Source organism: Nitrosomonas ureae, from assembly GCF_001455205.1.
In the GTDB taxonomy this organism is placed as follows: domain Bacteria; phylum Pseudomonadota; class Gammaproteobacteria; order Burkholderiales; family Nitrosomonadaceae; genus Nitrosomonas; species Nitrosomonas ureae.
Map to the genome: position 1 here is coordinate 3,008,950 of NZ_CP013341.1, position 24,320 is coordinate 3,033,269.

At 44.3% G+C, this 24,320-nt stretch carries 20 protein-coding genes; 10 read left to right on the forward strand and 10 right to left on the reverse strand.

Translation table 11 applies throughout. The annotated features are described in order from the left end of the window. Positions 1–252: 252 nt before the first annotated feature. Complete coding sequence (gene hflX, locus ATY38_RS13975) at positions 253–1,602, forward strand: GTPase HflX (protein WP_062559825.1); 1,350 nt, start codon at positions 253–255, stop codon at positions 1,600–1,602. A gap of 93 nt (positions 1,603–1,695) precedes the next feature. Here the strand turns inward: hflX and ATY38_RS13980 are convergent, their stop codons facing one another. The 7 genes from ATY38_RS13980 to ATY38_RS14010 all read right to left on the reverse strand — a co-directional run bounded on the left by ATY38_RS13980 (position 1,696) and on the right by ATY38_RS14010 (position 8,791). Beyond that, positions 1,696–2,295, reverse strand: coding sequence for a hypothetical protein (locus ATY38_RS13980; protein ID WP_062559826.1), 600 nt, complete (start codon positions 2,293–2,295; stop codon positions 1,696–1,698). Then, positions 2,282–3,685, reverse strand: a complete 1,404-nt coding sequence (locus ATY38_RS13985; RefSeq protein ID WP_062559827.1) for an AAA family ATPase — start codon at positions 3,683–3,685, stop codon at positions 2,282–2,284. Before ATY38_RS13985 ends, ATY38_RS13980 begins: the two co-directional genes overlap by 14 nt. Positions 3,686–4,048: 363 nt before the next feature. Then, on the reverse strand, positions 4,049–4,330 hold the full coding sequence (locus ATY38_RS13990) for a hypothetical protein (RefSeq protein WP_062559828.1): 282 nt from the start codon (positions 4,328–4,330) through the stop codon (positions 4,049–4,051). A 94-nt stretch (positions 4,331–4,424) separates the two neighbouring features. Continuing rightward, positions 4,425–5,252, reverse strand: a complete 828-nt coding sequence (gene dapF, locus ATY38_RS13995) for a diaminopimelate epimerase (RefSeq protein WP_062559829.1) — start codon at positions 5,250–5,252, stop codon at positions 4,425–4,427. A gap of 28 nt (positions 5,253–5,280) precedes the next feature. Next, positions 5,281–5,751 carry a GNAT family N-acetyltransferase gene (locus ATY38_RS14000; RefSeq protein ID WP_013647291.1) on the reverse strand — a complete coding sequence of 157 codons (471 nt, stop codon included), beginning with the start codon at positions 5,749–5,751 and terminating at the stop codon, positions 5,281–5,283. Positions 5,752–5,770: 19 nt separating this feature from the next. Then, complete coding sequence (locus ATY38_RS14005) at positions 5,771–6,856, reverse strand: D-alanine--D-alanine ligase family protein (protein ID WP_062559830.1); 1,086 nt, start codon at positions 6,854–6,856, stop codon at positions 5,771–5,773. A gap of 420 nt (positions 6,857–7,276) precedes the next feature. Continuing rightward, positions 7,277–8,791 carry a helicase HerA-like domain-containing protein gene (locus tag ATY38_RS14010; RefSeq protein WP_062559831.1) on the reverse strand — a complete coding sequence of 505 codons (1,515 nt, stop codon included), beginning with the start codon at positions 8,789–8,791 and terminating at the stop codon, positions 7,277–7,279. 185 nt (positions 8,792–8,976) lie between these two features. Here ATY38_RS14010 and glk point away from each other — a divergent pair, with 185 nt between their 5' ends. From glk to ATY38_RS14025, 3 genes are all read left to right on the forward strand, one after another. Then, complete coding sequence (gene glk / locus ATY38_RS14015) at positions 8,977–9,975, forward strand: glucokinase (RefSeq protein ID WP_062559832.1); 999 nt, start codon at positions 8,977–8,979, stop codon at positions 9,973–9,975. Positions 9,976–10,057: 82 nt separating this feature from the next. Beyond that, entirely contained in the window at positions 10,058–12,610 is a 2,553-nt protein-coding gene (glgP, locus tag ATY38_RS14020) for an alpha-glucan family phosphorylase (RefSeq protein WP_062559833.1), read from the forward strand. Positions 12,611–12,656: 46 nt separating this feature from the next. After that, positions 12,657–13,034, forward strand: a complete 378-nt coding sequence (locus ATY38_RS14025; protein WP_082633053.1) for a VOC family protein — start codon at positions 12,657–12,659, stop codon at positions 13,032–13,034. A 229-nt stretch (positions 13,035–13,263) separates the two neighbouring features. On the opposite strand, the gene ATY38_RS14030 is transcribed toward ATY38_RS14025, so the two are convergent. After that, positions 13,264–13,794: an FxDxF family PEP-CTERM protein gene (locus ATY38_RS14030; protein WP_062559835.1), complete on the reverse strand. Its 531-nt coding sequence runs from the start codon at positions 13,792–13,794 to the stop codon at positions 13,264–13,266. Between the two features lie 597 nt (positions 13,795–14,391). Further along, positions 14,392–15,252 (reverse strand): HDOD domain-containing protein, encoded by an 861-nt coding sequence (locus ATY38_RS14035; protein WP_062559836.1) that lies wholly within the window; start codon positions 15,250–15,252, stop codon positions 14,392–14,394. A gap of 254 nt (positions 15,253–15,506) precedes the next feature. On the opposite strand from ATY38_RS14035, the gene ATY38_RS14040 reads away from it, so the two are divergent. The 6 genes from ATY38_RS14040 to ATY38_RS14065 all read left to right on the forward strand — a co-directional run bounded on the left by ATY38_RS14040 (position 15,507) and on the right by ATY38_RS14065 (position 22,454). Beyond that, positions 15,507–16,772 carry a glutamate-5-semialdehyde dehydrogenase gene (locus tag ATY38_RS14040; RefSeq protein ID WP_062559837.1) on the forward strand — a complete coding sequence of 422 codons (1,266 nt, stop codon included), beginning with the start codon at positions 15,507–15,509 and terminating at the stop codon, positions 16,770–16,772. Between the two features lie 21 nt (positions 16,773–16,793). Continuing rightward, on the forward strand, positions 16,794–18,551 hold the full coding sequence (lpdA, locus tag ATY38_RS14045) for a dihydrolipoyl dehydrogenase (protein ID WP_062559838.1): 1,758 nt from the start codon (positions 16,794–16,796) through the stop codon (positions 18,549–18,551). A 65-nt stretch (positions 18,552–18,616) separates the two neighbouring features. Then, positions 18,617–19,021 (forward strand): hypothetical protein, encoded by a 405-nt coding sequence (locus tag ATY38_RS14050; RefSeq protein ID WP_062559839.1) that lies wholly within the window; start codon positions 18,617–18,619, stop codon positions 19,019–19,021. A gap of 142 nt (positions 19,022–19,163) precedes the next feature. Further along, complete coding sequence (locus ATY38_RS14055; protein ID WP_062559840.1) at positions 19,164–19,928, forward strand: ATP-dependent zinc protease family protein; 765 nt, start codon at positions 19,164–19,166, stop codon at positions 19,926–19,928. Then, complete coding sequence (locus ATY38_RS14060; RefSeq protein WP_062559841.1) at positions 19,928–21,478, forward strand: inactive transglutaminase family protein; 1,551 nt, start codon at positions 19,928–19,930, stop codon at positions 21,476–21,478. Before ATY38_RS14055 ends, ATY38_RS14060 begins: the two co-directional genes overlap by 1 nt. After that, a complete protein-coding gene (locus ATY38_RS14065; protein WP_062559842.1) occupies positions 21,459–22,454 on the forward strand; it encodes an alpha-L-glutamate ligase-like protein in 996 nt (331 codons plus the stop codon). Before ATY38_RS14060 ends, ATY38_RS14065 begins: the two co-directional genes overlap by 20 nt. Before the next feature lie 46 nt (positions 22,455–22,500). On the opposite strand, the gene ATY38_RS14070 is transcribed toward ATY38_RS14065, so the two are convergent. After that, the gene (locus tag ATY38_RS14070) at positions 22,501–24,165 is read right to left on the reverse strand and encodes a diguanylate cyclase (protein WP_062559843.1); all 1,665 of its coding nucleotides are present in this window, start codon (positions 24,163–24,165) and stop codon (positions 22,501–22,503) included. Between the last annotated feature and the right edge of the window lie 155 nt (positions 24,166–24,320).

Here is a 24,320-nt window from a genome sequence, read left to right on the forward strand (position 1 = left end):
ATAAGAAGCCACGTAGGGAAACCTCCAGTTTCGCAAAAAATTCACTTTCAAATCGGTGACACCCCCAAACATACCATTTCATTCTACAGATCAATCTGTTATACAATCATCTTGGGTAAATTGCCGGACACTACTGATGCGCTCTAATTGTTAATGCAGAATATTTTCAAAATGCATATTTTTTCTGCGTGTGATCTTTATCAACGATAATGGTCACCCCGGCTTAATTTTCCCATCAAAGGCTATCAGCACATGCAAAACGAATCCCAAGAAAAATCCAGGTGCGCGGTTGTAGCGGCTGTACAGCTCTCCAGCGTGACCGACGCGGAGTTCGAAGCCTCGCTGACCGAATTATGCGAACTGGCAAAAACACTGGGGTTTAAAGTCGTGCATAGATTTATGCAGAAACGCTCCGGTTTTGACGCAGCAGCATATTTAGGAGCCGGGAAACGTCAGGAAATTCGCGAGTTTGTAAACAACGAGCTTGATGGCGATGGGCAGGAAGCACCGCAAAATGCCAAACCTGATGCGAAGGCTATTGACGTTATTCTGGTCGACCACGAGATTTCGCCGTCACAAGCACGCAATCTGGAAAAAGAAACCGGTTGCGAGGTGATGGATCGTACGATGGTCATCCTGGAGATTTTTCATCGCAATGCACGTTCCCCCGCTGCACGTGCCCAGGTGGAAATCGCCCGCCTCAGCTACATGGCGCCGCGTCTGCGCGAAATGGCCAAGCTCGCGGGACCACAAGGTCGGCAACGCAGCGGCACCGGCGGACGAGGTGCCGGAGAATCGCACACTGAATTGGATCGACGCAAGATTCGCGATCGCATTGCAGAATTGCAATTGGAAATCGTCGCGATGGATGCTGAACGCCAGATCCAGCGCGCACGTCGGCTGGAACGACGGGGAAACGCCAGCATAGCGCTCGTCGGCTACACCAATGCTGGAAAATCCACCTTGATGCGCGCACTCACCGGCAGCGAAGTACTGGTGGCCAATAAACTTTTCGCCACGCTCGATACCACCGTGCGCACCCTTCACCCCGAGAGCGTGCCGCGCGTGCTCGTCAGCGATACGGTCGGATTCATCAAGAATCTGCCGCACGGCCTCGTCGCATCGTTCAAATCAACGCTCGACGAGGCGCTGGATGCATCACTGTTGCTTCACGTCATTGATGCAAGCGACCCCGGCTATGAACGTCAACTTGAAGTCACCAACAAAGTGCTTGAAGAAATTGCTGCACAGGATATCCCGCGCATCCGTATTTTTAACAAGATCGATCATGTCGGCGATGCCGCAGCACAAGCTGAATGTGAAGCCGTGCTCAAAACCCTGTACCCGGCTTGCATCGTGATGAGCGCACGCCGCCCTGACGATGTCGCTAACTTACACCAGCAAATCGTCGCATTCTTCCAACAAGATCTCGTGGAAGACGAGCTTTTCTTGCCTTGGACAGCGCAGCAATTGCGTAGCCAAATCTACGCCAACTGTAAAGTGCTGGAAGAACGTGCAGATGGTGAAGGCGCTTTCTTCCGGATTCTCGGCGAATCCGACATTGTGAAAAGTTTGCGCGAACGATTCGAACAAGTGCGATGACACGTCAGGTGATGTAGCAATCAAAATAACGAATTTCTTGTTCTAGAGCCTTCTAATTTTTGATGGTTTCTTGCTTTATTTTATTGCCTATAATCAGAAAAATTCTGTACACCGAATTGTGTCATTATTGCGTACACAAAATTTCATGGGGGACTCCGCAGTATTTGCATCTTTAGGAGAAAATCGTGTTTTTTGTTTCTTTCCTCTGTGTGTTGCATTTTTTGAATCAGTATGAAATACAATATACCGTTCTCTTTTAATCTCTAGTTTTATATTACAGAATAAATCTACTAAATATAAAACATAGCCCATAAAAGCTTGAGTGCTCTTAAATTGCCCTGCAAATCCTGATGGATTATCTGATTTAAGCTCAATATAGAATAACTCACAACCAGCTGAAACTTTTCTAATTAATACTGCATCACAAGCACGATTTTGATCAAATTTACCATCTTGCTTGAATAAGGGGGACATACAAGCGTATCTACCAAGTTTACGACCCTCATTATCAAAGTTACGACCTTTATCAGTTGCTAGCAATAACATTCCTGGAGTCAGTTCGGATAAACATAATTTTTTTAACTTTGCTTCATTTTTTTCTTCAATGTAAGCATGTGCTTCAAAATAGCCATCGGAATGCACACAACTCAATAGAGCTTTCAAAGCTTCTATGCCATCATCAATTAAGGCCATAATAAATTGCTTCCTGAATAGCATTCATATCATCTATTGTTTCATCAAAGCTCATTGCTTCAATACCTAAAGTTGTATTTATTTCTGCTTTGATTAATGTTTTTGCTTTACTTTTTCTTTTATATCCAGGACGTAATATACTGTCATCGCGTGCCATATAAAGTGATACACGTTTGGGATCTAATTTATCCTCTAAAAGATAGTCCGCAAGTTTTTCACGAATAGATTGAAGTTTTGGTGATTCTTGATTCAGCATAATCAATGTATTGAATTCTTTGACTATATAATCGCTGTGTGTTGTTATGAATATTTTTATTCCGTGATTCACAAGAGCAACAATAAAGCGCGCCAACCTTCGCTGATTAGCTGGATGGAGATTTAATTCCGGCTCATCCAACATCAGCATGTCGCCTTTTTTGGCAAAATGCTTTAGCCAGTACCAAACAATCAATAAAGATCGAACAGAGCTCGAAACTTCACCCAAGCCAAGTTTTAAATTTGATCCTTTAGGTTGGAAATAAGTTATTCCTTCTTTATTCGTAACATAGGTACCACCAACAATTGTCTCAAATCTTCTCAGTAAATCTGGAAATGATCTATATATCTCACCATCTTCAGCGCTACTATTTGGTAATTGATTAATGAACTGAACATTATGTCTAACAGGCAGAGCATATTCGGGGCGCCCATAAATTGTGTCAAATAGTTTCTGAGGTGTAATACTATCAGCACCATCCTTGTGTGCTTGACCGAGTAGATCGACTAAGTTACTAATTGCAAGGTTAAGTTGCTTCTTGAATGTAGTTGCTCCTGTTCGTTCAGTACTTGCTATGAAAACGGTAGGAATGGTTTCCTCAAGCAGTAATCCAAATAAACGCTCTTCTATAAAATTTTCTAACGAAATAATTGATTGCAACTCACTGGATTGAGGTGCAGCAAGCTCCAATTCAGAAGAATGAGCGAGCTTTGTCATAGTAACCAGTAAATTGCCTTTTGCACTACGCAACTCGTTTTTGTATTCTCGATGTTTCCATAATACACCAAGCGGTATATCGACTTTTATCGATAATTTGGCAAGAAGCTCACTTTTAGATGCAAGCATTTCGGGAAAATGTTTTATAAATTTCGCAACCGTTTCTTCACAGATTTTATCCCATGAATCAGCAATCTTTTTTTGAAGATCAATTTTGGTTACACCATTAACTTTCAGTTCATGGAACTCCTTCTTGAGATTTATATCGATCAAGTGTTTCCAACTTGTCAGGAGGCAATAAATTAAATAAGTTACATAAGTCTTACCGGTATTATTCTCGCCACAAATTATTGTAAGATCAGCAAGCTCTATTTTGCCATATTCTAGTGGACCGAGATTTTCGAATATTAATTTCATTTCTTTTAGAACTCCTTAATCTTATTACACTAAATTAATTACAAGATAAGCTTGACTTACATCGTAATTTTTAAATGCAAGATTCTAATCTATAGGCAACAACATCTTTAACATATTAGCGCACTTTCCCCTTAGAGCTTAGATATTATCCAGCTACACTCGAGGCTAGAAAAGGAACACGACGATTTTCACGAAACACTGAAGAGAAGGGAGAAAGAAAAGAATTCAGCATAGCGTCTGCTGCATCCGCAAGGCAAACTCTGGAAATTTGCAGCAATGATTATGACGCGTTTAAGACTCGCCCATCCAAAGATGGAACAGCATCAGATACCGCAGCTGATGCGAAGCAAGTGTTGGGAAAATTCAATCGATCAATTCAGGCTTTGATTTAGCTTCCATTTTTTTCTTCCATTCAATCGTGCCATAGGTGCCCAAATACGCCCCGAGGAAAGCGGCTGCGATATAAATCTTGTTCTCGACATAATTGGTGACGGTAAATGCGGTAACCAGTATGATCATTGCCGACCAGAACGCGGCAGCATGGGCTCTTCTTTCATCCACATCGATAAAATACAGCGTCCAGCAAACATCCGCCACCGCCATTGCAACCATGATGAGAAAGAAAGTAACGAATGAGAATTCCATATTCCTGCCTTATGAAAAAATTTTCCGGCTTTAACAATGCCGCAGTAATAAAAGCCGTGCCGATCTTTCAACACCAAACGAATGAGCAAACGATCTACATCCCCTGCCAGGCATAATTGCGCTGCCAGAAATCGACCGGTTCGACGGATCTGGCAAAGTTTGCATGGGCAAACCCGATCACTTTTCCTTGATAGCGCGTCGGACCGCTGATCGACAACCCACCATCATCGTTTCTGATGCGTAGGCTACCACCTAGAGAATGCGTCAGGATGGGCAAATCGATTCCAAACACCTTGGCTGCAACATAAGCACTTGCCGCACTGCCGGTCCCGCAGCTTTGCGTGACATCTTCCACGCCAACCTCAAAGGTACGCAGAGTAATGCTATCTGTAGTGCGCCAAATGAAATTGACATTCACGCCTTCCGGGTGACCGAGCAACTCGCACAGGGATTTATCGTTGCGCAACGATTGCCCCTGTGCCCTTGCGGTTTTCAGGCTGATCTCGGAACCGATAACCACGACATGCGGCACGCCGGTATACACATAATGGCAATTCTGATCGATTTGCCGGTAATCCCGCGCGGCACCCAAATTGACCTCAACGCAGTCGTTATCGACGAACACTTCCTTCAGACCATCGCCGGTAATGATGTTGAACACATTACTGCGCACATAAGTATCGCGGAAATAACGCGTTGCACAACGCAGCCCATTGCCGCACATGGTTTCTTCGGTTCCATCGCGATCAAAAATTTTCATCGTGGGCATCCCCTGCTGTTGATCCACATAAAGAATCCCATCAGTATCATGTTGTGTTGCCAAGGCATGTGAGATTCGCGCGCGATCGAATCCGGGCACAGGGTTCTTCATCTCATCAACCAACAGGAATGAGTTGCCGCAACCGTCCATTTTTGTTGCCATAATTCTCATTGCTTTGCCCTTTCCAACGTTAAGCGGTTGTAAAATTGATTTGTTTCAAGCTTGAGCCCATCCTTCGGGTTAGATGCACTTGGGCCACACCTGAGATAAATTCATCCTGCACGATGCCCGTGAGGAAAAATCCGTTTTTAAGATAAAAACGCAGACTTTCGCTGGCATCAGCATCGGTAATGACATTGAGTATTCTTCCCCCTTGCTGCGCGACTTCGGCAAAAATGCCATCCAATAAGCGCGAACCATATCCTTTACCCCGATGGTTCTCATCCACCGCGATCGTCAGCAAATGATAAGTATCAACCGTTCTTTTTGCGATCACATACCCAATCGGGCGACCGTCATTCACGGCACACAGCCCGAAACAGCGGCCATGCACAATGTCTTCCAGTTCAGCATGAACTTCGGTTTGATATAAGGAGCTGAAATCTTGCAATGCAATTTTCACAAGATCAGGAAACAAGTCTTTAGAAATGGGTACAATCATGATTTCATTTATAGATGAGTTATTTTCCGAGCAGGGTATACATCCGCCCCTGATGAGTAAGAAAACCAGCTTTCGCCACCTTGTTGATAGTTGAATCCGCTATGTCTTCGAGCAATTGGGTTTTGTCATGGAATCTTTCGGGATAGCGCAATGCCAGCCGCTTCACCGCTTTATCAACGATAAGTGCGACCATATCCTGGTGCGCGATACCAACGTGTCGGCACATGTTGGTGAGATCCGCATCTGTCGGGTGGATACCGGGTATGACATTCGCCTCGAGGAAATACAGCTGACCCTCACGCACGCGAAAATCCATGCGGTTATAATCACGCGCCTCTAGTGCTTCATGCGCCGTTATCGCCAGCTTCGCAAAGTTTCTGGCTTGATCTGTCCAGGCCAGATGAGAAATATACGGGTTCTCAATACTTTTTACGTGTGGATCGCGCAGTTGTGGATGCCCCGGAATGTTGGCAAAATTAATTTCCAGTATCGGTAACACATAGTTTCCAATCAAACCGATCGTGTATTCGGTTCCAGGCAGAAATTCTTCCACCAACGCAGCTTGCTCACACTGAGAATAAACCGCTGCAATGGCGGCATTAAGCTCTGCTTCATTATGCACTTTGCTTTTCTGGCTGATACCGATACTGGTTCCCTCGCTGTAGGGTTTAACCATCAAGGGAAAAGCCAGATCCTTGAGTTGGTCACCCGGCACCATGAGTTGAAATTTCGCTGTTGGCACTCCTTCATAGGCAACGATTCTTTTTGCCGTTGCCTTATCCATTTTGTTGATAAAAGTCTTGGGGCTGCTGCCGGTATACGGAATACCCAAGTGCTCACAAAAGAAGGGAACAATGGCTTCGCGCAGCTCCTTCTGCTCCAGACCCTCTGCGTTATTGAACACCAAATCGATTTGATGTTTGCGTTTCTCGAGCTGATGGTAAATATCTTTACCCACATCAATCACTTCAACATCCGCGCCTATACGTTCAAGCGCTGTTGCTACTGCCGCAATGGTCGTCGGGCTTTCAAATTCGCCGTAGCGCTCATCCTCCATGCCCGGATGGCGAATATTGCAGGTATAAGCAATATTGAATTTTTGCATGGCCGTTTTTATAGAAATCCTGAAAATCTAATCAATCGATGCACTAAGAAATATAAATTAAGCAAAACCATGCCCATTAACGCCAATCCAATGCTTCGGTTTACAAGTGCTGAGTAATTTTTACGGATGAACAAGCAGAATCAGAGAACCACTTGATTACGCAGTCTCAATAATAAATCGGTTGAATCAATGGCTAATGCGAAGTTTCAATCATGCGGTTTTTGGATTTGAATCCGGCAGATGATCCTACAGTTCATCTCGGCATTGCCACGTTTTAGGATTCTATTAACAGTTACTTGCGTAGAGAGGGTTTAATGGTGTGCGCGTTGCTGATATTGATTTATTCAGAATTGCAAGAAGTTGAGCAATCCGATGGAGAAGGTGGGTAATGATCCGGTATGTTTTTTAAGTGCTGGCCTGCTAACGCCGCCTACCTAATAACGATCCGAGCAGACCACGAGTGATTTCGCGGGCAATTGACGATCCTATTGAACGCGCTGCGCTTTTTGCCATAACATCAATAACCCCCTCGCGCTGCCCTCCTCGTCTTCCCGAAGGCTTTGAGAATAAATCACCTAGATCTTTCAAAATCCCTTCTTCCGAAGGTTTCCTCAGGTTCTTATCGCCAGGAGCCTGCGAAGCACTATCCAACCTGTTTTTACCCGTCCGCGCCAATAATAGTTCAAAGGCACTCTCACGGTCAATTTCCTGCTCATACACACCCGTTACAATAGAAGATTGCAGCAACCGCTGCCGTTCTTCCAGTGTAATGGGCCCGATCTGGCTGACCGGAGGAAGAATATACGCACGTTCGGTAATGCCTGGAGAGCCGTCGCGCTCAAGAAAAGAAATCAGTGCTTCACCCACGGAAAGCTCAAGGATAGCCTGCTTGATATTCAGTTCCGGATTGGGGCGCATAGTTTCAGCAACAGAATTCACAGCTTTTTGATCACGCGGCGTAAATGCGCGTAATGCATGCTGAATCCGGTTGCCCAACTGAGCCAATACCTTCTGCGGAATATCAAATGGATTTTGTGTTACAAAGTAAACCCCGACACCTTTGGAACGTATCAGCCTGACAACCTGTTCGATTTTTTCCAGTAAGGCGGGAGATGCTGTGCTGAACAGCAAATGCGCTTCATCAAAAAAGAATACCAATTTAGGTTTATCACGATCCCCGATTTCCGGCAAATTCTCGTATAACTCGGATAGCATCCACAGCAAAAAGGTACTATACAATCGCGGGAAGTTTAATAGCTTATCTGCAGCCAGAATATTAATGACACCTTTGCCATCGATAGTCTGCAGCAAATCCTCAATATTCAACATGGGTTCACCGAAAAAATGGTCCCCGCCTTGCTCTTCTATCTGTAACAAACCGCGCTGGATAGCACCAATCGATGCCGAGGAAACACTGCCGTATTGAGTTTTAAATCGATCAGCGTTATCACCGACAAATTGGAGCAATGCACGCAAGTCTTTGAGATCGAGCAGTAATAACCCATAATCATCCGCTACCTTGAAAACCAGCGTTATCACACCTTCTTGCGTTTCATTCAGGTTCAGCAGACGAGCCAGCAGCAATGGCCCCATGTCGGAAATGGTTGCACGTAGCGGATGTCCGTTTTTCTGCAGCACATCCCACAAAGTAACCGGGAAACCTTTCCATTCAGAAACATCCACCCGCATCATGCTCAAACGGTTTTTTATTTTATCTGTCAGCGAACCAGGCTTGCTGATGCCTGTTAAATCGCCTTTAACATCAGCCATAAATACCGGCACACCGATACCCGAAAAACTTTCTGCCAATCTCTGCAAAGTCACCGTCTTGCCCGTCCCCGTCGCACCCGTGATACAACCGTGCCGAGTGGACATTTCAGGCAAAAGCTCTAACTCAGTACTGCCGGTTTTGGCAATAATCAATGGCTCAGTCATTTTGAATTATGCAATAGCAGTAATAATCATTGAATGTTCCATTGTATGTCAATTAACAGGAAAGGCAATGAAAACATGTAGATCAATGTATACTACCCGTTCGATGTATACTACTCATTGGTTTTGTTAAAGTCTTTTATCAGTCTCAAAATAATATTTCTGATTAATTTCTATATAAACAACACTTGAACAAGCAATTCGTCTGTGGAGATATCGGCGGCACCAAAACCATTCTGCAATCAGCAGAAATAAGTAATGGTAAGGTGCGAACGTTACTCACACATCGTTATGACAATCATGATTTTGCAACCTTCTCCGAAATTTTCCAAGATTTTCTGAACCGAACCCGAGGGACCGATCTCCCGCTTGCGGCATGCTTTGCGGTCGCAGGCCCCGTTGTCACGCAACAGGCAAAACTAACCAACTTACCTTGGCAAATCAACAGTAGCACTATTTCTACCGAGTTTTCAATTCCTGCAGTCAAATTGATTAATGATTTTGAAGCAGCTGCTTTGGGCATTGAAAGCTTGTCACCTGACGATGTGGCAATATTGCAGACTGGGAAATCACTGGCACATTCGATGCGCGTAGTACTGGGTGCGGGTACCGGTATGGGTGTCGCCTGGCTCACTTGGCACGAAGGTCGCTATTTTGCAGTGCCTACCGAAGCAGGTCATATGGATTTTGCTCCAACCAGTACGTTACAAATTCAGTTACTTGAAGCACTCCATAATAAATTCGGCCATGTGTCCGTAGAGCGATTACTTTCAGGATCCGGATTAACCAATATTTTTAAATTCCTGCAAATGAATTCCGCAACAGCCTCAAACCTTGCGCCTATCCATCTGGAAGAAGATAGCGGTGCCACTATTACGGCACTTGCGCTTACTCACCAACATCCAATCGCGATAAAATCCATCAATATATTCGCCGATATTTATGGCGCCTATGCGGGCAATCTGGCTTTGACAGGACTTACACGGGGTGGTGTATATATTGCTGGCGGCATCGCGCCTAGGATTCTCAATATTCTAAAGCTTGGCGGCTTTATGCGTGCGTTTCATGCCAAAGGAAGATTTTCTGAATTAATGCACGAATTTCCTGTGTATATAATTACTAATCCTGAGGTCAGCTTGCTCGGTGCAAAACAGGAGGCACATCATTTGCTTAATAGTCAAAGTTGAAAATTTGACTATTTCAGGTTTAATCCTGATTGCCTTACTCTTCGAATCAATACCAAGATAATTCTTATTAAGGAGAATACGAATGTTTACGCGTACAGCTTTTACCATTACCGTCAATCCTAAAATACCGCACCGCCTTAAAAGACTGGAAGAATTGGCCAACAATCTTTGGTACAGCTGGGATCGCGCTACACGCACACTATTTTCCCGCCTTGACCCCCACTTATGGGAAGCGGTCGGACATAATCCTAAAGCATTTCTAAAACGTGTGGATGAATCGGTACTGATAAAAGCCACGAAAGATCGTGTTTTTCTTGCCACTTATAACAGCATCCTGTCCACATACGATTCCTATCACGACGCTTCCGCTGTCCCGATTAACGAAGAATTGGATTTGCAAGACCAGATTGCCTATTTCTGTTTTGAATTTGGCTTTCACGAAAGCTTGCCCATTTATTCGGGTGGCCTGGGCATCCTGGCAGGCGACCATTGTAAGGCGGCCAGCGACTTGCACCTTCCCTTTGTGGCGATTGGTTTACTTTATCGCCAGGGATATTTTTCACAAACCATCGATAGCCTAGGTAATCAACAAGTTGCTTATACCATTTCGGACTTTGATGATTTGCCTGTTACGCCGGTGCTACGCGAGGACGGCTCAAGTTTGCAAATTACAGTTCCCCTCTCGCAGCGGGATATCACCATAAAAGTATGGCAAGCAAAAATCGGTCATGTCACATTATTTCTGCTGGATACCGATTTGCTGGAAAATTCTCCACAGGACCGTTACATCACTCACAATCTCTATGGTGGCGACAAAGTCATGCGCATAGAACAAGAAATCATTCTGGGTATGGGCGGAGTACGTGTCTTGCAAGCCCTCGGCATCAAGCCCACCATATGGCATATCAATGAAGGTCACGCGGCCTTTATGATTCTGGAGCGCATTTACGCTTTAGTACAGCAGGGACTCGATTTTGCAAGCGCCTTGGAAAGTGTGGCGGTCAATACGGTTTTCACGACACATACCGCTGTTCCCGCAGGACATGATCATTTCGATGCGAATCTCATTCAAACCTATTTTGACAGCTTTTATCGTCACCTGAATATTACACGCGAAGAATTCATGGCGCTTGGACATGCGCCAGGAAGCCCGGATTTTAACATGACCGCGCTGGCAATCCACGGCTCGCGCACCCATAACGGCGTCAGCAAGATACACGGCGATGTTTCCGCGAATATTTGCCGGGATTTGTGGCCACAAATCGAACCGGAAGAAAACCCGATTTCCTATATCACCAATGGCGTTCATGTTCCCACCTTCCTGGCGCAGGAATGGTCCGATTTGTTTGATCGATACTTGGGTCATGAATGGCGCAACAAAATGTGCGATACCGATTATTGGTCAAGCATCGATGCGATACCGGATCATTTGTTCTGGAGTGTGCGGCAATCATTAAAATCGCAAATGTTTTATGGTATTCGTTCTCGCATCAGTGAACAGAATAGCAGGAATCGCGGCTCTGAAGCGCATCTCGACCGGCTGCTGAAATTTGTTGACCCCATCAACCCGAACATTCTTACATTGGGCTTCGCGCGTCGTTTCGCTACTTATAAGCGCGCTGCATTGTTATTTGATAATCTCGATTGGTTACGGAATATTATTTTCGATCAGGATCGCCCCGTATTGCTTCTTTTCGCCGGCAAAGCTCACCCTGCTGATGTTCCAGGACAAGATTTGATCCGGCGCATCAGTCAAATTGCAAGCCTTCCTGAATTTGAAGGGCGGCTTTTATTAATCGAAGGTTATGATTTACGGCTTGCCCGACGCTTAGTTGCGGGTGTCGATGTCTGGCTTAATAATCCGATCTACCCTCTGGAAGCAAGTGGCACCTCTGGCATGAAAGCCGGTATCAATGGCGCAATCAATCTAAGTGTACTGGATGGCTGGTGGGGAGAAGGCTACGACGGTAAAAATGGCTGGGCGATCAAACCCGGTCCAGAGGATATGGAAGGAACGTTGCGTGATCAAGAAGAAGGCCGTGCACTGTATGAAATCTTGCAGGATCAGGTCATTCCATTGTATTACGACTATGGCAAACTTGGCTATTCGCCCAATTGGGTAAAAATGGCCAAGCACTCAATGATATCCCTACTACCGCGTTACAATGCAACCCGCATGGTCGATGAATATGTGACAAAATTCTATCGCCCGGCCAGCAGGAAAGGAATGTTATATGCAGCGAACGACTTTGCTGCGGCAAAGAATGTAGCCGTATGGAAAACAAAAATAAAGCATGCGTGGCAAGGGATTACATTACGCCGATTGGACACACCCTGTGAACGAATTCATTTTAATGAAGCACTGAATTTCAAGGTGGCCGCAAATCTGAACGGCCTATCCCCGGAAGACGTCGTCATTGAGCTGTTGATATGCCGTCAGTTTAAAACCACCAAGCTATGTAATTTCAAGCACTTCAAATTTGAATTCACCGGCACTCAGGATTCGCACGAGCATTCGTTCGAACTTAAACTGATTCCGGAATTGTGCGGCAAGCAGGAGTATTTCATCCGCATTTATCCTTACCATTCATTACTCTCTCATCCTTTGGAAATGGGTCTGATGGTATGGCTGTAAGAAGGGTTAAATCCCGGAGCTTTAATTTACTTCAGGAGAAATGAAGATGAAGAATCCTGTTGGTTGGTTTGAAATTTATGTGCAGGATATGGATCGGGCCAGATATTTTTATGAATCCGTATTTCAAGTAAAGCTGGAACGTTTAAACGCTCTTGCAAAAATGGAAATTGAGTTATGGAGTTTTCCAATGAACAGTGATCAGTCAGGCGCATCCGGCGCATTGGTCAAAATGGAAAATGGCCCGGGAGGGGGTAACGGCGTGCTCGTCTATTTTACATGCATGGACTGTGCTGTTGAAGCCAATCGCGCAACCGCTATGGGTGGATACCTTGTACGCGAGAAAATGTCCATTGGAAAATACGGCTTTATTGCTCTGGTTCGTGACACTGAAGGCAATATGATCGGCTTACATTCGATGCAGTAGCTTCATTCATAAAAAGAAAAACTACGCTTCATGAATGAGAGCGAAGTCAAAAAGAGTTTGCTACTTATTACAAGCGCCTCCATGATTACGTTCTAGTGCTTTGGCAATTGCTAGTTGCATGCGACAAATGCTACATACTCTCCAAATCAATAAAAAACCACAGGAGAATATTCCTGTGGCTTAAGATCATTACTCAGAATCTAATTATTATTATACTGTTCTAAATTTTCTAAATTGGTCGACGGCGACGCACAGAAAAACCAATCATCCCTAATCCAGCCAATAACATTGCATAGGTTTCCGGTTCAGGAACTGGAGAGATGTAAGAATCTACAGTATAGCTCCCCCCTTTCAGGCCTAGTACAGTGCCTGTAATTTCATAATAGTAATTACCGGGTCCCAGATTGCCAAAATCCATGCCCACCGATGAAGAATCAAATGCAAATGAACCTAAAGAGGTGTCATTAGTGTAGTTGCCATCAGCACTGGTTTCTTTCCATAACTGCAAAGAGGAGCCATTAATATTAAATTTTCCGAAATCATTGGTAACCGCGATAGACACGAGGCCATTCCAATTAGCTAAGTTAAATGTAAATACATGATCAAACGATCCAGCACCAACTCCTAGCAATACACTCGCATGCTCAACAGGATCATCGTGAACACCCCAATTGCCCATAACAGTCGGTGCTGCGTGAGTAACACTACTGGTCATCAGAATTGCAGCTGCTAATAGTTTCAGTTTAAAACTGTTTCTCATTTGAATCTCCAATAGAGTAAATAAAGAAAAATATTAAAAAACCAACCGCCTTGGACTTACTTGGGTTTTAATTCAATACAGGTGGCATTCTAGGTTCATTATTTGATTGTATCTATAGGAAATTCCTACTCATTTCTTACTATGCCTGCACAACCCCGCATAGTACATTCGTACCGACTTTACAAGACTATATCAATGTAATCAGTGATATATATAATCGCCCTTCTAATTGATAGTTGATATCGAAAAACAGCTGATAATCTTTTTAAATACTAAATCTGCTGTTCGACAACCTTCACTTTGTATAGAGTATATTTTGATGCCAGGTTATACAGTAATCAAAGATTACCATTGATGGTTCGGATGCTACGTTGTTTCAATGAGCTGGCAAACGGACAATCATTGCAGCTTTTAATATTTTTTCAATTAATAATGGTTTTGTAGAGCGGGAAATTGTCTCTCTATCGGATACGTTGTCAGATTTCATCCGAATCAATTGAATAAAGATATCCAATGACTTCATACGTGATGATAATTTCCTGTGCATCCATCACAAGGTCAGTTTAAGCAACGGATTTTATGTACATCGAGACCAGATCATGCACATAAGGCCTCTGTCAATAATCGCACTTCCTCCTCCGAATCCTTTAATATTTCGCCCAGTGTTGTATCATCGATTAACAAATTAACGTTAACAGGGGCATCGCTATATCTCTGATCTGAGGGTAAAGTGAAAGGGGATTTGACCGGAGCCAACTGATTGGCTATTAGCAGTGTATCGCCGAGCGAGCTGGGTGGAAATGTTAAATACCCATGCCACAGATAAATAATATTTTCCAATACCGGATCCGGAACTGAAAGTGCTTTTAAGACGGCAGTACCGATGATAATTTCACAATTGAGTTCACCATCCTCTTCCAACTCTTCGTCACTGCTCCATGAACTCGCCATGCTTTCATCAATTAATCCCGGATAATACTTCTCCCGAGCCAATAAGTAAAACCAGCTAATTTCGTGAATTATTCCGGCGAACATGGCTGTTTCGGGATCTTGCCGGGTGACCCGGCGCGCGATAACTTGTGCCAGCGCAGCCACATAAGCGGAGTGTTTCCATAATTGAGCAACCTGCTCGCTTCTGGCCAGCGACCCTACCAGCTGCTGTACCACCACTACTGTTGCCAAATTTCGCACCGTTCGCATACCGATTAATGTAACTGCTGAGCGTACGTCGGTAATTTTCCTGCTGGAGCGATTAAACACAGGAGAATTGGCTATTGCAACTACTTTTGCCGATAGCAGCGGCTCAGCTTGAATCAATCGCGCTACAGAATCCATACTACAATCGGGATCTTCTAATTTTTCTTTGATCTTGATCGCCGCAGTAGCGGAGGTCGGAAAAATCAATCGCCCTTGTTCCACTTCGGCTGCTAATACACCTAATATTGCACTTTTTTCCATAAATACCTCTGTCCACTGTACCAAGCAACGTATGAGTTATTTTGACCGGCTTTCAAATTACACTACGATGTTAGAAAATAAATTAACAAAAAAAGCAATTAATAGAAGCTATTTCTCGTACATTCGGTGTGTGATGACTGAATAATAAATAGTTTTGCAACCGACTGCGCCTGTGGCAGCTTATAATAGAACCCTTATCTTGTACTATAATTCCTAACTATTTACAGATTCAGATTTTGATTAAAACTTAATCTATGGACACCACAGACATCAAAAGTTATATGTATTTCGTCGGCCAGGAAGCACGTGCAGCCTCTCGTTTGATTGCAAAGGCCGATACTGCAACTAAAAATCAAGCATTAATTGCTATGGCCAACGCCATCCGTCGTGATGAATCATTATTATTAGCGGCCAATGCCAAAGATCTGGAGAATGCGCGTGCGAAAGATCTCGAAGCTTCAATGATCGACCGCTTGGCTTTGTCGGCCAAAGGCGTGGCCGCAATGACGGAAGGTTTGATGCAGATTGCTGCGTTGGCTGATCCGGTAGGAGAAATCAGTGGATTGAATTACCGTCCATCCGGCATTCAGGTGGGGAAAATGCGCGTGCCTCTGGGAGTGATCGGCATTATTTATGAAGCGCGCCCAAATGTGACGGCTGACGCTGCAGGTTTGTGCTTGAAAGCGGGTAATGCGGCAATTTTACGTGGCGGGTCGGAAGCCATTAATAGTAATCAGGCAATTGCTGCGTGTGTAAAAGAAGGGTTACGCCTGGCCGGTTTGCCGGAAACAGCAGTACAAGTGATTGAAACCATCGATCGCGCTGCTGTTGGCGAACTGATCACCATGGAAAATTTTGTTGACGTGATTGTACCTCGTGGCGGCAAAGGCCTGATCGAGCGCATTACAAAAGAAGCACGCGTCCCGGTGATTAAGCATCTGGATGGTGTTTGTCACGTGTACATAGACGATGAAGCAGACTTTGATAAAGCGGTGCGCATAGCGGATAACGCAAAAACCCAACGTTACGGCACTTGCAACACGATGGAAACGCTACTGATCCACGCAGAGATAGCGCCGAGAATATTGCCCGTGCTGAACAAAATTTATATCGATAAAGGTGTCGAACTACGCGGCGATGAAACAGCATGCGACATTATTCCACAAATTAAAGCAGCGACTGAGCAGGATTGGTATGAAGAATACCTGGCACCAATACTGAGCATACGCATTGTAGCGGGATTAGAGCAAGCGATTGATCACATTACGAAATATGGCTCGCAGCATACCGATGCGATTGTTACCGAAAACTATACCCGTGCACGCCGCTTTCTGCGCGAAGTCGATTCCAGCTCGGTGATGGTCAACACTACCCCGCGTTTCGCGGATGGATTTGAATACGGCCTGGGTGCGGAGATTGGCATTTCTACCGACAAAATCCATGCACGCGGCCCGGTCGGCTTGGAAGGATTGACCAGCCAGAAATTTATCGTGCTGGGTGACGGTCAGATAAGGCAATAAATTCATCAATAAAAGGGTATTATGACGCGAATTGTTGAAGTAAAAGTTCCTGATATCGGTGATTTTAAAGATGTTCCGGTTATTGAAGTGTTCGTTGCGCCCGGCGTATCCGTTGAGAAAGAAACCTCTCTCATTACGCTGGAAACTGATAAGGCCTCAATGGAAGTACCTTCACCCCACGCCGGGGTGATTAAGGAAATCAAAGTCAAAGTTGGCGACAAAGTATCCGAAGGTTCGGTTATCCTCACCTTGGCGGTAAACGAACCATCCAAAGGCACAGAGGATCAAAAAAAAGAAACCGAAATCAACCAGGAAATACCGGCCAAGATCCCCGCCCCTGTAACAACATCAACCCAATCCAGTTCACAAAGCGATATCCACGCCGAAGTGGTGGTGCTTGGTGCTGGTCCTGGAGGGTATACTGCCGCTTTCCGCGCAGCTGATTTAGGGAAAAAAGTGGTTTTGATCGAGCGCCATGCCGCACTCGGCGGAGTATGTTTAAATGTTGGCTGCATTCCATCCAAAGCTCTGCTGCATACCGCCAAAATCATTACCGAAGCGGAAGAAGCACAAGCACAGGGAATCGTATTTGGTAAGCCTCAAGTCGATATTAACAAGCTGCGCACCTGGAAGGAATCAGTGATCAACAAGCTAACCAAAGGCCTGAAAGCACTGGCAAAGCAACGCAAAGTTACAATCATTCACGGTACCGGAAAATTTGCCGCACCGCATCTGATACAAGTTGAAACCGGTGAAGGTGTAAAAACGATATCATTTGACAACTGCATTATTGCGGTAGGTTCCAGCGTGACCCGTATTCCCGGTTTTCCTTATGATGACCCACGTCTGATGGATTCCACCGATGCTCTTCAACTGAGCGATATACCTCAACGAATGCTGATTATAGGTGGCGGCATTATCGGCTTGGAGATGGCAACAGTCTATGACGCATTGGGAAGCAAAATCAGTGTAGTGGAATGGATGAATCAATTGATTCCAGGTGCTGATACCGATCTGGTGAAACCATTGTACCGTCGCATCAAGAAACGCTACGAAGCGATTTACCTTGAAACCAAGGTAACCCGGATTGAAACTGGGAAAGCCGGACTGACGGTAACTTTTGAGGGCAAGAATGCTCCGGAACCCCAAACTTATGATCGCATTCTGATGGCGGTCGGTCGCAGCCCTAACGGGCAGGAGATCGATGCTGAGAAAATTGGCATCAAAATCAATGAACGCGGTTTCATTTCCGTGGATCAACACATGCGTACCAATCTTCCGCATATCCTGGCAATCGGGGATATTGCCAGTGAACCAATGCTAGCTCATAAAGCAACCTATGAAGGCAAACTGGCAGCCGAGATAATTGCCGGACACAAGGTTATCTTTGATGCCCGCACCATTCCTTCAGTGGCGTATACTGATCCTGAGATCGCGTGGATGGGCCTGACCGAGAAAGAAGCCATTCAACTGGGTATTGATTACGAGAAAACCAGTTTCCCTTGGGCCGCCAGCGGCAGAGCAATCTCGATGGCCCGTGAAGAAGGATTGACACAATTGCTCTTGGATAAAAATACACGTCGCATCCTTGGCGCCGGCATTACAGGCGTTAATGCCGGTGAGTTGATTGCTGAAACCGTACTGGCATTGGAAATGGGTGCTGACATGCAAGATATCAGCTTGACAATCCATCCGCATCCCACGCTCTCAGAAACAGTTTTATTTGCTGCTGAAATGGCAGAAGGAACCATCACTGATCTTTTTATACCTAAGAAATAACTCTATCAATAAACCAATAGGTTATTGTCAATTGGGCAATCTTCATCACTACTTTAATTTCTATAATGACCGCTAAAAAAAATTATCTTATTTCATTCGTCATCCTGCTCATTATATGCGGTAGTATAAAAAATTCGTTCGCGACACATATTTCACAACCCGTCCTGATCGACCCTAAAACCCATTTTACTGTGGGCGACACCGTGGTTCTGAGCGGATGGGTGGAATACAATGCACAGCCTGCGCCCGATGTTTTACTTAATTTCAAGCTGATCCGTTCTGATGGGTCTCTAGTGGCGAATCAATCCTATCCCAGTAATCAGAAAGGTCATTTTGAATTCAAATTTGATACTAAAAACGAACTCCCTGGTTCTTATCAATTCACCGTTACATCGCATTGTCTGGAAATTCATCGATACGCTTGTACTTATAAAAATCAAACACTATCCATTCAGCTAAGCAATCCCTGACACTATTTGATAGTGCAAAGCTATATCGAGCATCACAACATAGGGATATTTCAAATTGCACCCGATAAATGGACAGATTAGCTGATATTATTCGTGCAACAGCAATGCTCTGTTTAAATAAATAATTAAGAATAAGAAAGTTATGAGAATTGCTCATTGGTCTTACGCAAAAACTTGTTGTCGTTATTTCCTGTTAATGCTTGCAGTATTCGTTTTATTAGCCTGCAACACACGTGAGAATCAGCTGGCAGAGCGTGAAGCGATGATTAGTGCTAGAGAATCAGAGCTAGTTACCCTGTTTGCCGAAATGACCGAACAAAAAAAATTGTTAGAAAAAAATGATTCCAAAGATCTTCCCGATACCATGAAGAACTCAACGGAAAAAACTTGTTCTTGCGATTCAAACCTTGATGAAGCACCCGTAAAAGAGCCGTCGGATATCGCTGAGACTAAAACTAAAACATTATTGGGCGGTATAGAGAATGCTTTTCTTGATCCCCCCGGTATGGAATTTAGTGCGAGAATCGACACCGGAGCCCAAACATCATCATTGAATGCGCTTGATATTATTGAGTTTGAAAGAGATGGGAAACCTTTTGTAAAATTCAGTTTAATTCATCCATTAACTGGAGATAAACTGGAATTGACCCGGCGGCTACGGCGATACGTACGTATTAAAGGGCGTGGTGGCAGGGAGTCACATCGCCGTCCGGTGGTCAGGATTCGTGTAATGCTTGCCGATATCGATGAGCAGATCAATTTCACGCTGGAAGATCGTAGCCGCTTCAAACATCAAGTACTGATCGGACGCAATTTACTGCAGGATCTGGCTATTGTCGATGTCAGCAAGAAAAACGTTGCGACTCCAAAAATCGAAAATTCGGATACAGCGAGCGAGATCAAATAATGCATACAAGACTAAGACTCTATATTCTAGTTATCCTGATCATGGGATTTGGAATTGGTCTGATTTTGTACAAACACTTTGCTTTAGGATTTCCCTTATTGCCGGATGACAAGAAATCAGTCTGGACTATTGAAGCCCGGATAAATTTTGTCGCACGAGGCGACCCTGTGGTCGTATCTTTTGCATTGCCCCCGCAGACTCCGGATATTGTTTTCATGAAAGAAGATTTCGCCTCCCCAGATTATGGGTTCAGTGAAGTCATTTCACCTACTGGACGTCGTGCCGAGTGGAGCAAAAGAACCGCAAACGGCCCGCAAACAGCTTATTACAGGCTCAGCCTGTATGAAACTGAGCAAATTGTTTCAGCTCAAATAACGGACGATCTTCCACCAGAACCTGAAAAACCTGAATTTGATGAAGTGATCAAAACAGCGGCTATCACCCTGTTGGAACAAGTACATGGCAGATCTGCCAATACTGAAATTTTCACTCGTGAATTGATTGCCACATTAAATTCCAAAACGCCCAGTCAGAATCAGAGCCTGCTACTGAATGAAAAATCCGGTGAAGATTATAAGACGTATTTGATTATCAATCTATTGGCGATGGAAGGAATCAGCGCGCGCATCGTTCGAGGGTTATACCTGGAAGATGGCCGACGCAGGCAATCACTGATCAACTTCGTGGAAGTTTATATTGGGGGGCAATGGCTCCTGTTTAATCAGAATTCCGGAGTACATGGAAAACCGGAAAATTTTCTGATCTGGCAACGTGGTGATCAATCTTTGCTTGATGTAGTGGGTGGCAAGAATTCACAAATATCTTTCGCAATTATTAAGAATGTTCATTCAACCCGCAATCTAGTGGTTAGAGATGGCATGAACAAGCAAGCCGGCTTGGTGGATTTCTCCATCTACAGCCTGCCCATTGAGCAGCAAAATGCGTTCAAAATGATTTTATTATTACCCATTGGCGCTTTAATCGTCGTTATCATGCGCTTATTGATAGGTATAAGGACTTCCGGTACCTTTATGCCTATCCTGATCGCATTAGCTTTGATACAAACAACTTTGCTAACCGGAATCATCATTTTTCTGACAGTTGTGGGAATTGGACTACTGATAAGATCATATTTATCGCGCCTGAATCTTCTGTTTGTTGCGCGCATTTCAGCTGTAATCATTGTAGTGATCGCAATCATCGCCAGTATCAGCATTATAAGCAACAAAATCGGACTTGATCAGGCTATGACGGTCACTTTCTTCCCGATGATCATTTTGTCATGGACCATTGAGCGTATGTCGGTGTTATGGGAGGAAGATGGTCCCCGGGAAGTATTTATTCAGGGAAGCGGAAGCTTGTTGACAGCGGTGATCGCCTATTTATTTATGACTAACCGGACCGTTGAATATCTGTCTTTTAATTTTCCCGAATTGATGCTGGTTAATTTGGCTCTCATTCTGGTTCTGGGACAATATACCGGTTATCGTTTATCCGAGTTGTATCGTTTTCATTCATTGGAAAGACGCAATGTTTCTGGCAAGCGCTAGAAAACTCAGAAGCTTGGGCATTATCGGGATGAATCAAAGAAACTTCGGTTTGATCTCCCGCTACAATCCCCGCCATTTATATCCACTCGTTGACGATAAGCTCAAGACCAAGCTATTAGCGCAAAAAGCCGGCATTACAGTGCCCAAACTACTTGGCACTGTTCAATATCAGCATGATGTCAAATTACTGAAAGAATTACTGTGCCCACATGATCAGTTTGTTATCAAACCCGTTAAAGGAAGTGGCGGCAAAGGCATTTTGGTCATTATCGAGCATGATCATAATCTCTATTTTAAACCCAGCGGTGACTCGATTCAGTTAGTGGATATAGAAAGACATGTATCAAATATTCTAAGTGGCTTACATAGCCTGGGTGGCAAGCCCGATACCGTCATGATTGAATCATTGATACAGCTGGATCCGGTTTTTTCCGACTATAGTTACGAAGGTATTCCGGATATTCGTATTATTGTATTTCGGGGTTATCCCATTATGGCAATGCTACGGCTGACAACACATGTTTCGGACGGCAAAGCCAATTTGCATCAAGGTGCAGTAGGTGTCGGGATCGATGTAGGTTCAGGCAAAGCGCTGCATGCCGTGCAATATGGTAATACCATTTCACATCACCCGGACACTCGCAAGACATTTTCAGAATTAACTGTTCCTCATTGGGATAAACTATTGCAGCTTGCCGCTGCTTGTTATGAAATGACCGGCTTGGGGTATTTGGGTGCTGATCTGGTATTGGACAGGGATCGAGGCCTCATGATTATTGAACTCAATGCGCGCCCCGGACTGGCGATACAGGTAGCCAATTTCGCCGGCTTGGCGCCACGAGTTGCCGTAATCGAGGCACTTAAAATCATTGATCCCGATCCACAATTACGCGCTGCCTTCAGCAAAATTCACTTCGCCGTTGATGCAGATGCTCACCCTCTTCGTCACCTTCGCACACGCAGCGATGATCCTTGACTTCAAGAGACCTCATGTAAAATTAGACTTAGCGCCAATACGCATTCTAATCGTTTTTATTGACAATGACTTTGTTCCGCCCTCTTTGTTTTGCTTGATAAAGCGCAGCATCAGCTGCTTCGCTCAAGCTTGCAGCATCGGGAAAATGCGCAAGATCCGCTATACCACAACTAAAATTTACCGAGAATTCTTCATCATGACTCAAATGCAATAGCCGTGAGAAAACATTCCGTATCTCGTCAATCACTTTTGCTGCCGAGGTTGCATCAGTATCATTCATAATAATTGCAAATTCTTCGCCGCCGTAACGCCCGACAATATCCGTTTCTCGCAAGCGTTGCTTCAACAATCGCGCTAAGCTTTTGATTACGCGATCTCCCGCTGCATGACCATAACTGTCATTGATTTTCTTGAAGAAATCAATATCCACCATCGCAAATGATAACGAAGATTTCAGTCGACTGGAGCGTATTACTTCACGTGCCAATTCTTCCTTAATAGCGGTATGATTCAATAAGCCGGTCAATCCGTCATGGATCATTAAAGACCTTAAAAACCGCGATCGAGTTACGCGAGTTGTGACGGCTGAAATTAAATATGCAGGATCGATGGGCTTAACCAAAAAGTCATCCCCACTCAGACTCATAGCTTCCGGTTGCGTGTTGAAATCGTTCTCAGAAGAAAGGTAGACGATAGGCGTACTCAGAAAACCATCTATCTGCCGGATAATTCTTGCCAATTCCAAGCCATTGCATCCTGGCATATACAAATCCATCAGAATAATATCTGGATTAAAATCATTCAGCTTTTCCAATAACTGCATTGGCTCGGATACCGTTTTTACATGCATTTCAGCTTGCTCCAATATAGCAGCATGGTAAGCAAGCAGCGTTGGGCTATCATCCACAATTAATACGCGAAACGGTTCCTGAATTTGCGATGCAGTGATCAAATCCAGTTGATCAATTAATTCATTGGAGTTAATGGGTTTTGTGAAATATGCGACACTGCCGGCGCGTACTGCACCTAGCCGGTACGCCATATCATCATGAGCTGAAATAAATATCACCCGAATGGGTTGAGTGCGCCCTTTCTGAATTTGTTCCATGATTTGAATCCCGCCCATTTCATTCTCGGGAAATTCAATATCCATCAGGATAATCGCATGAGGGTTTTGTTCAACAGCGGCACGGAACTTATCGAGATGATTGTAAACCTCCACTTCATAACCATAATAACGTAATTGCAAAGCAAGTTCTTGCGCTGCCTCGAAATCATCTTCCACCACAAAAATCAGATTAGATGCAGGAATATCCGGAACAAGCACATGTTCATCAGCTGCTTTTGAAATAACTTCAATGGTTAATATGGATTCTTTTTCAGTCGCAATTTTTTTCAATTCAAGAATTTGCTGCAAAATTCGTGATGCTTGCAAAGTATCGGCCGATATATCTTTCTGCATCAGGCTCTTGAGAACTTGCTCCAATGCCCTTGCCTCTATGCTCAGCTCGGGATAGCCAAATGTTTTGCCGTTGCTGACCAGATTGTGCACAGAACGATGCAGCTCTTGAAGCACTTTGATATCCCATTCGATTTGTAACTTATCCCAGAGGGCTTCAATTTCATCCATTCTATCCGGAAGCTCGTGTGCAAATAATGCCAATAACAAGCGCATTCTCTCCCGGAATTCTCTGTGTTCTGTCGTGTTCATAGTTTTGTCTACCTAATGATATGAGATTTCAGCTATCAATTACTGTGGATGGAATTTCCCAATCCTGCCTGTTGTTGTCAAAACAAAGTTACCTAGATTCACTCCCCCACTTACTTAATTTACCTTAAGCAAGAAAATTTAATATTCAAATCTAA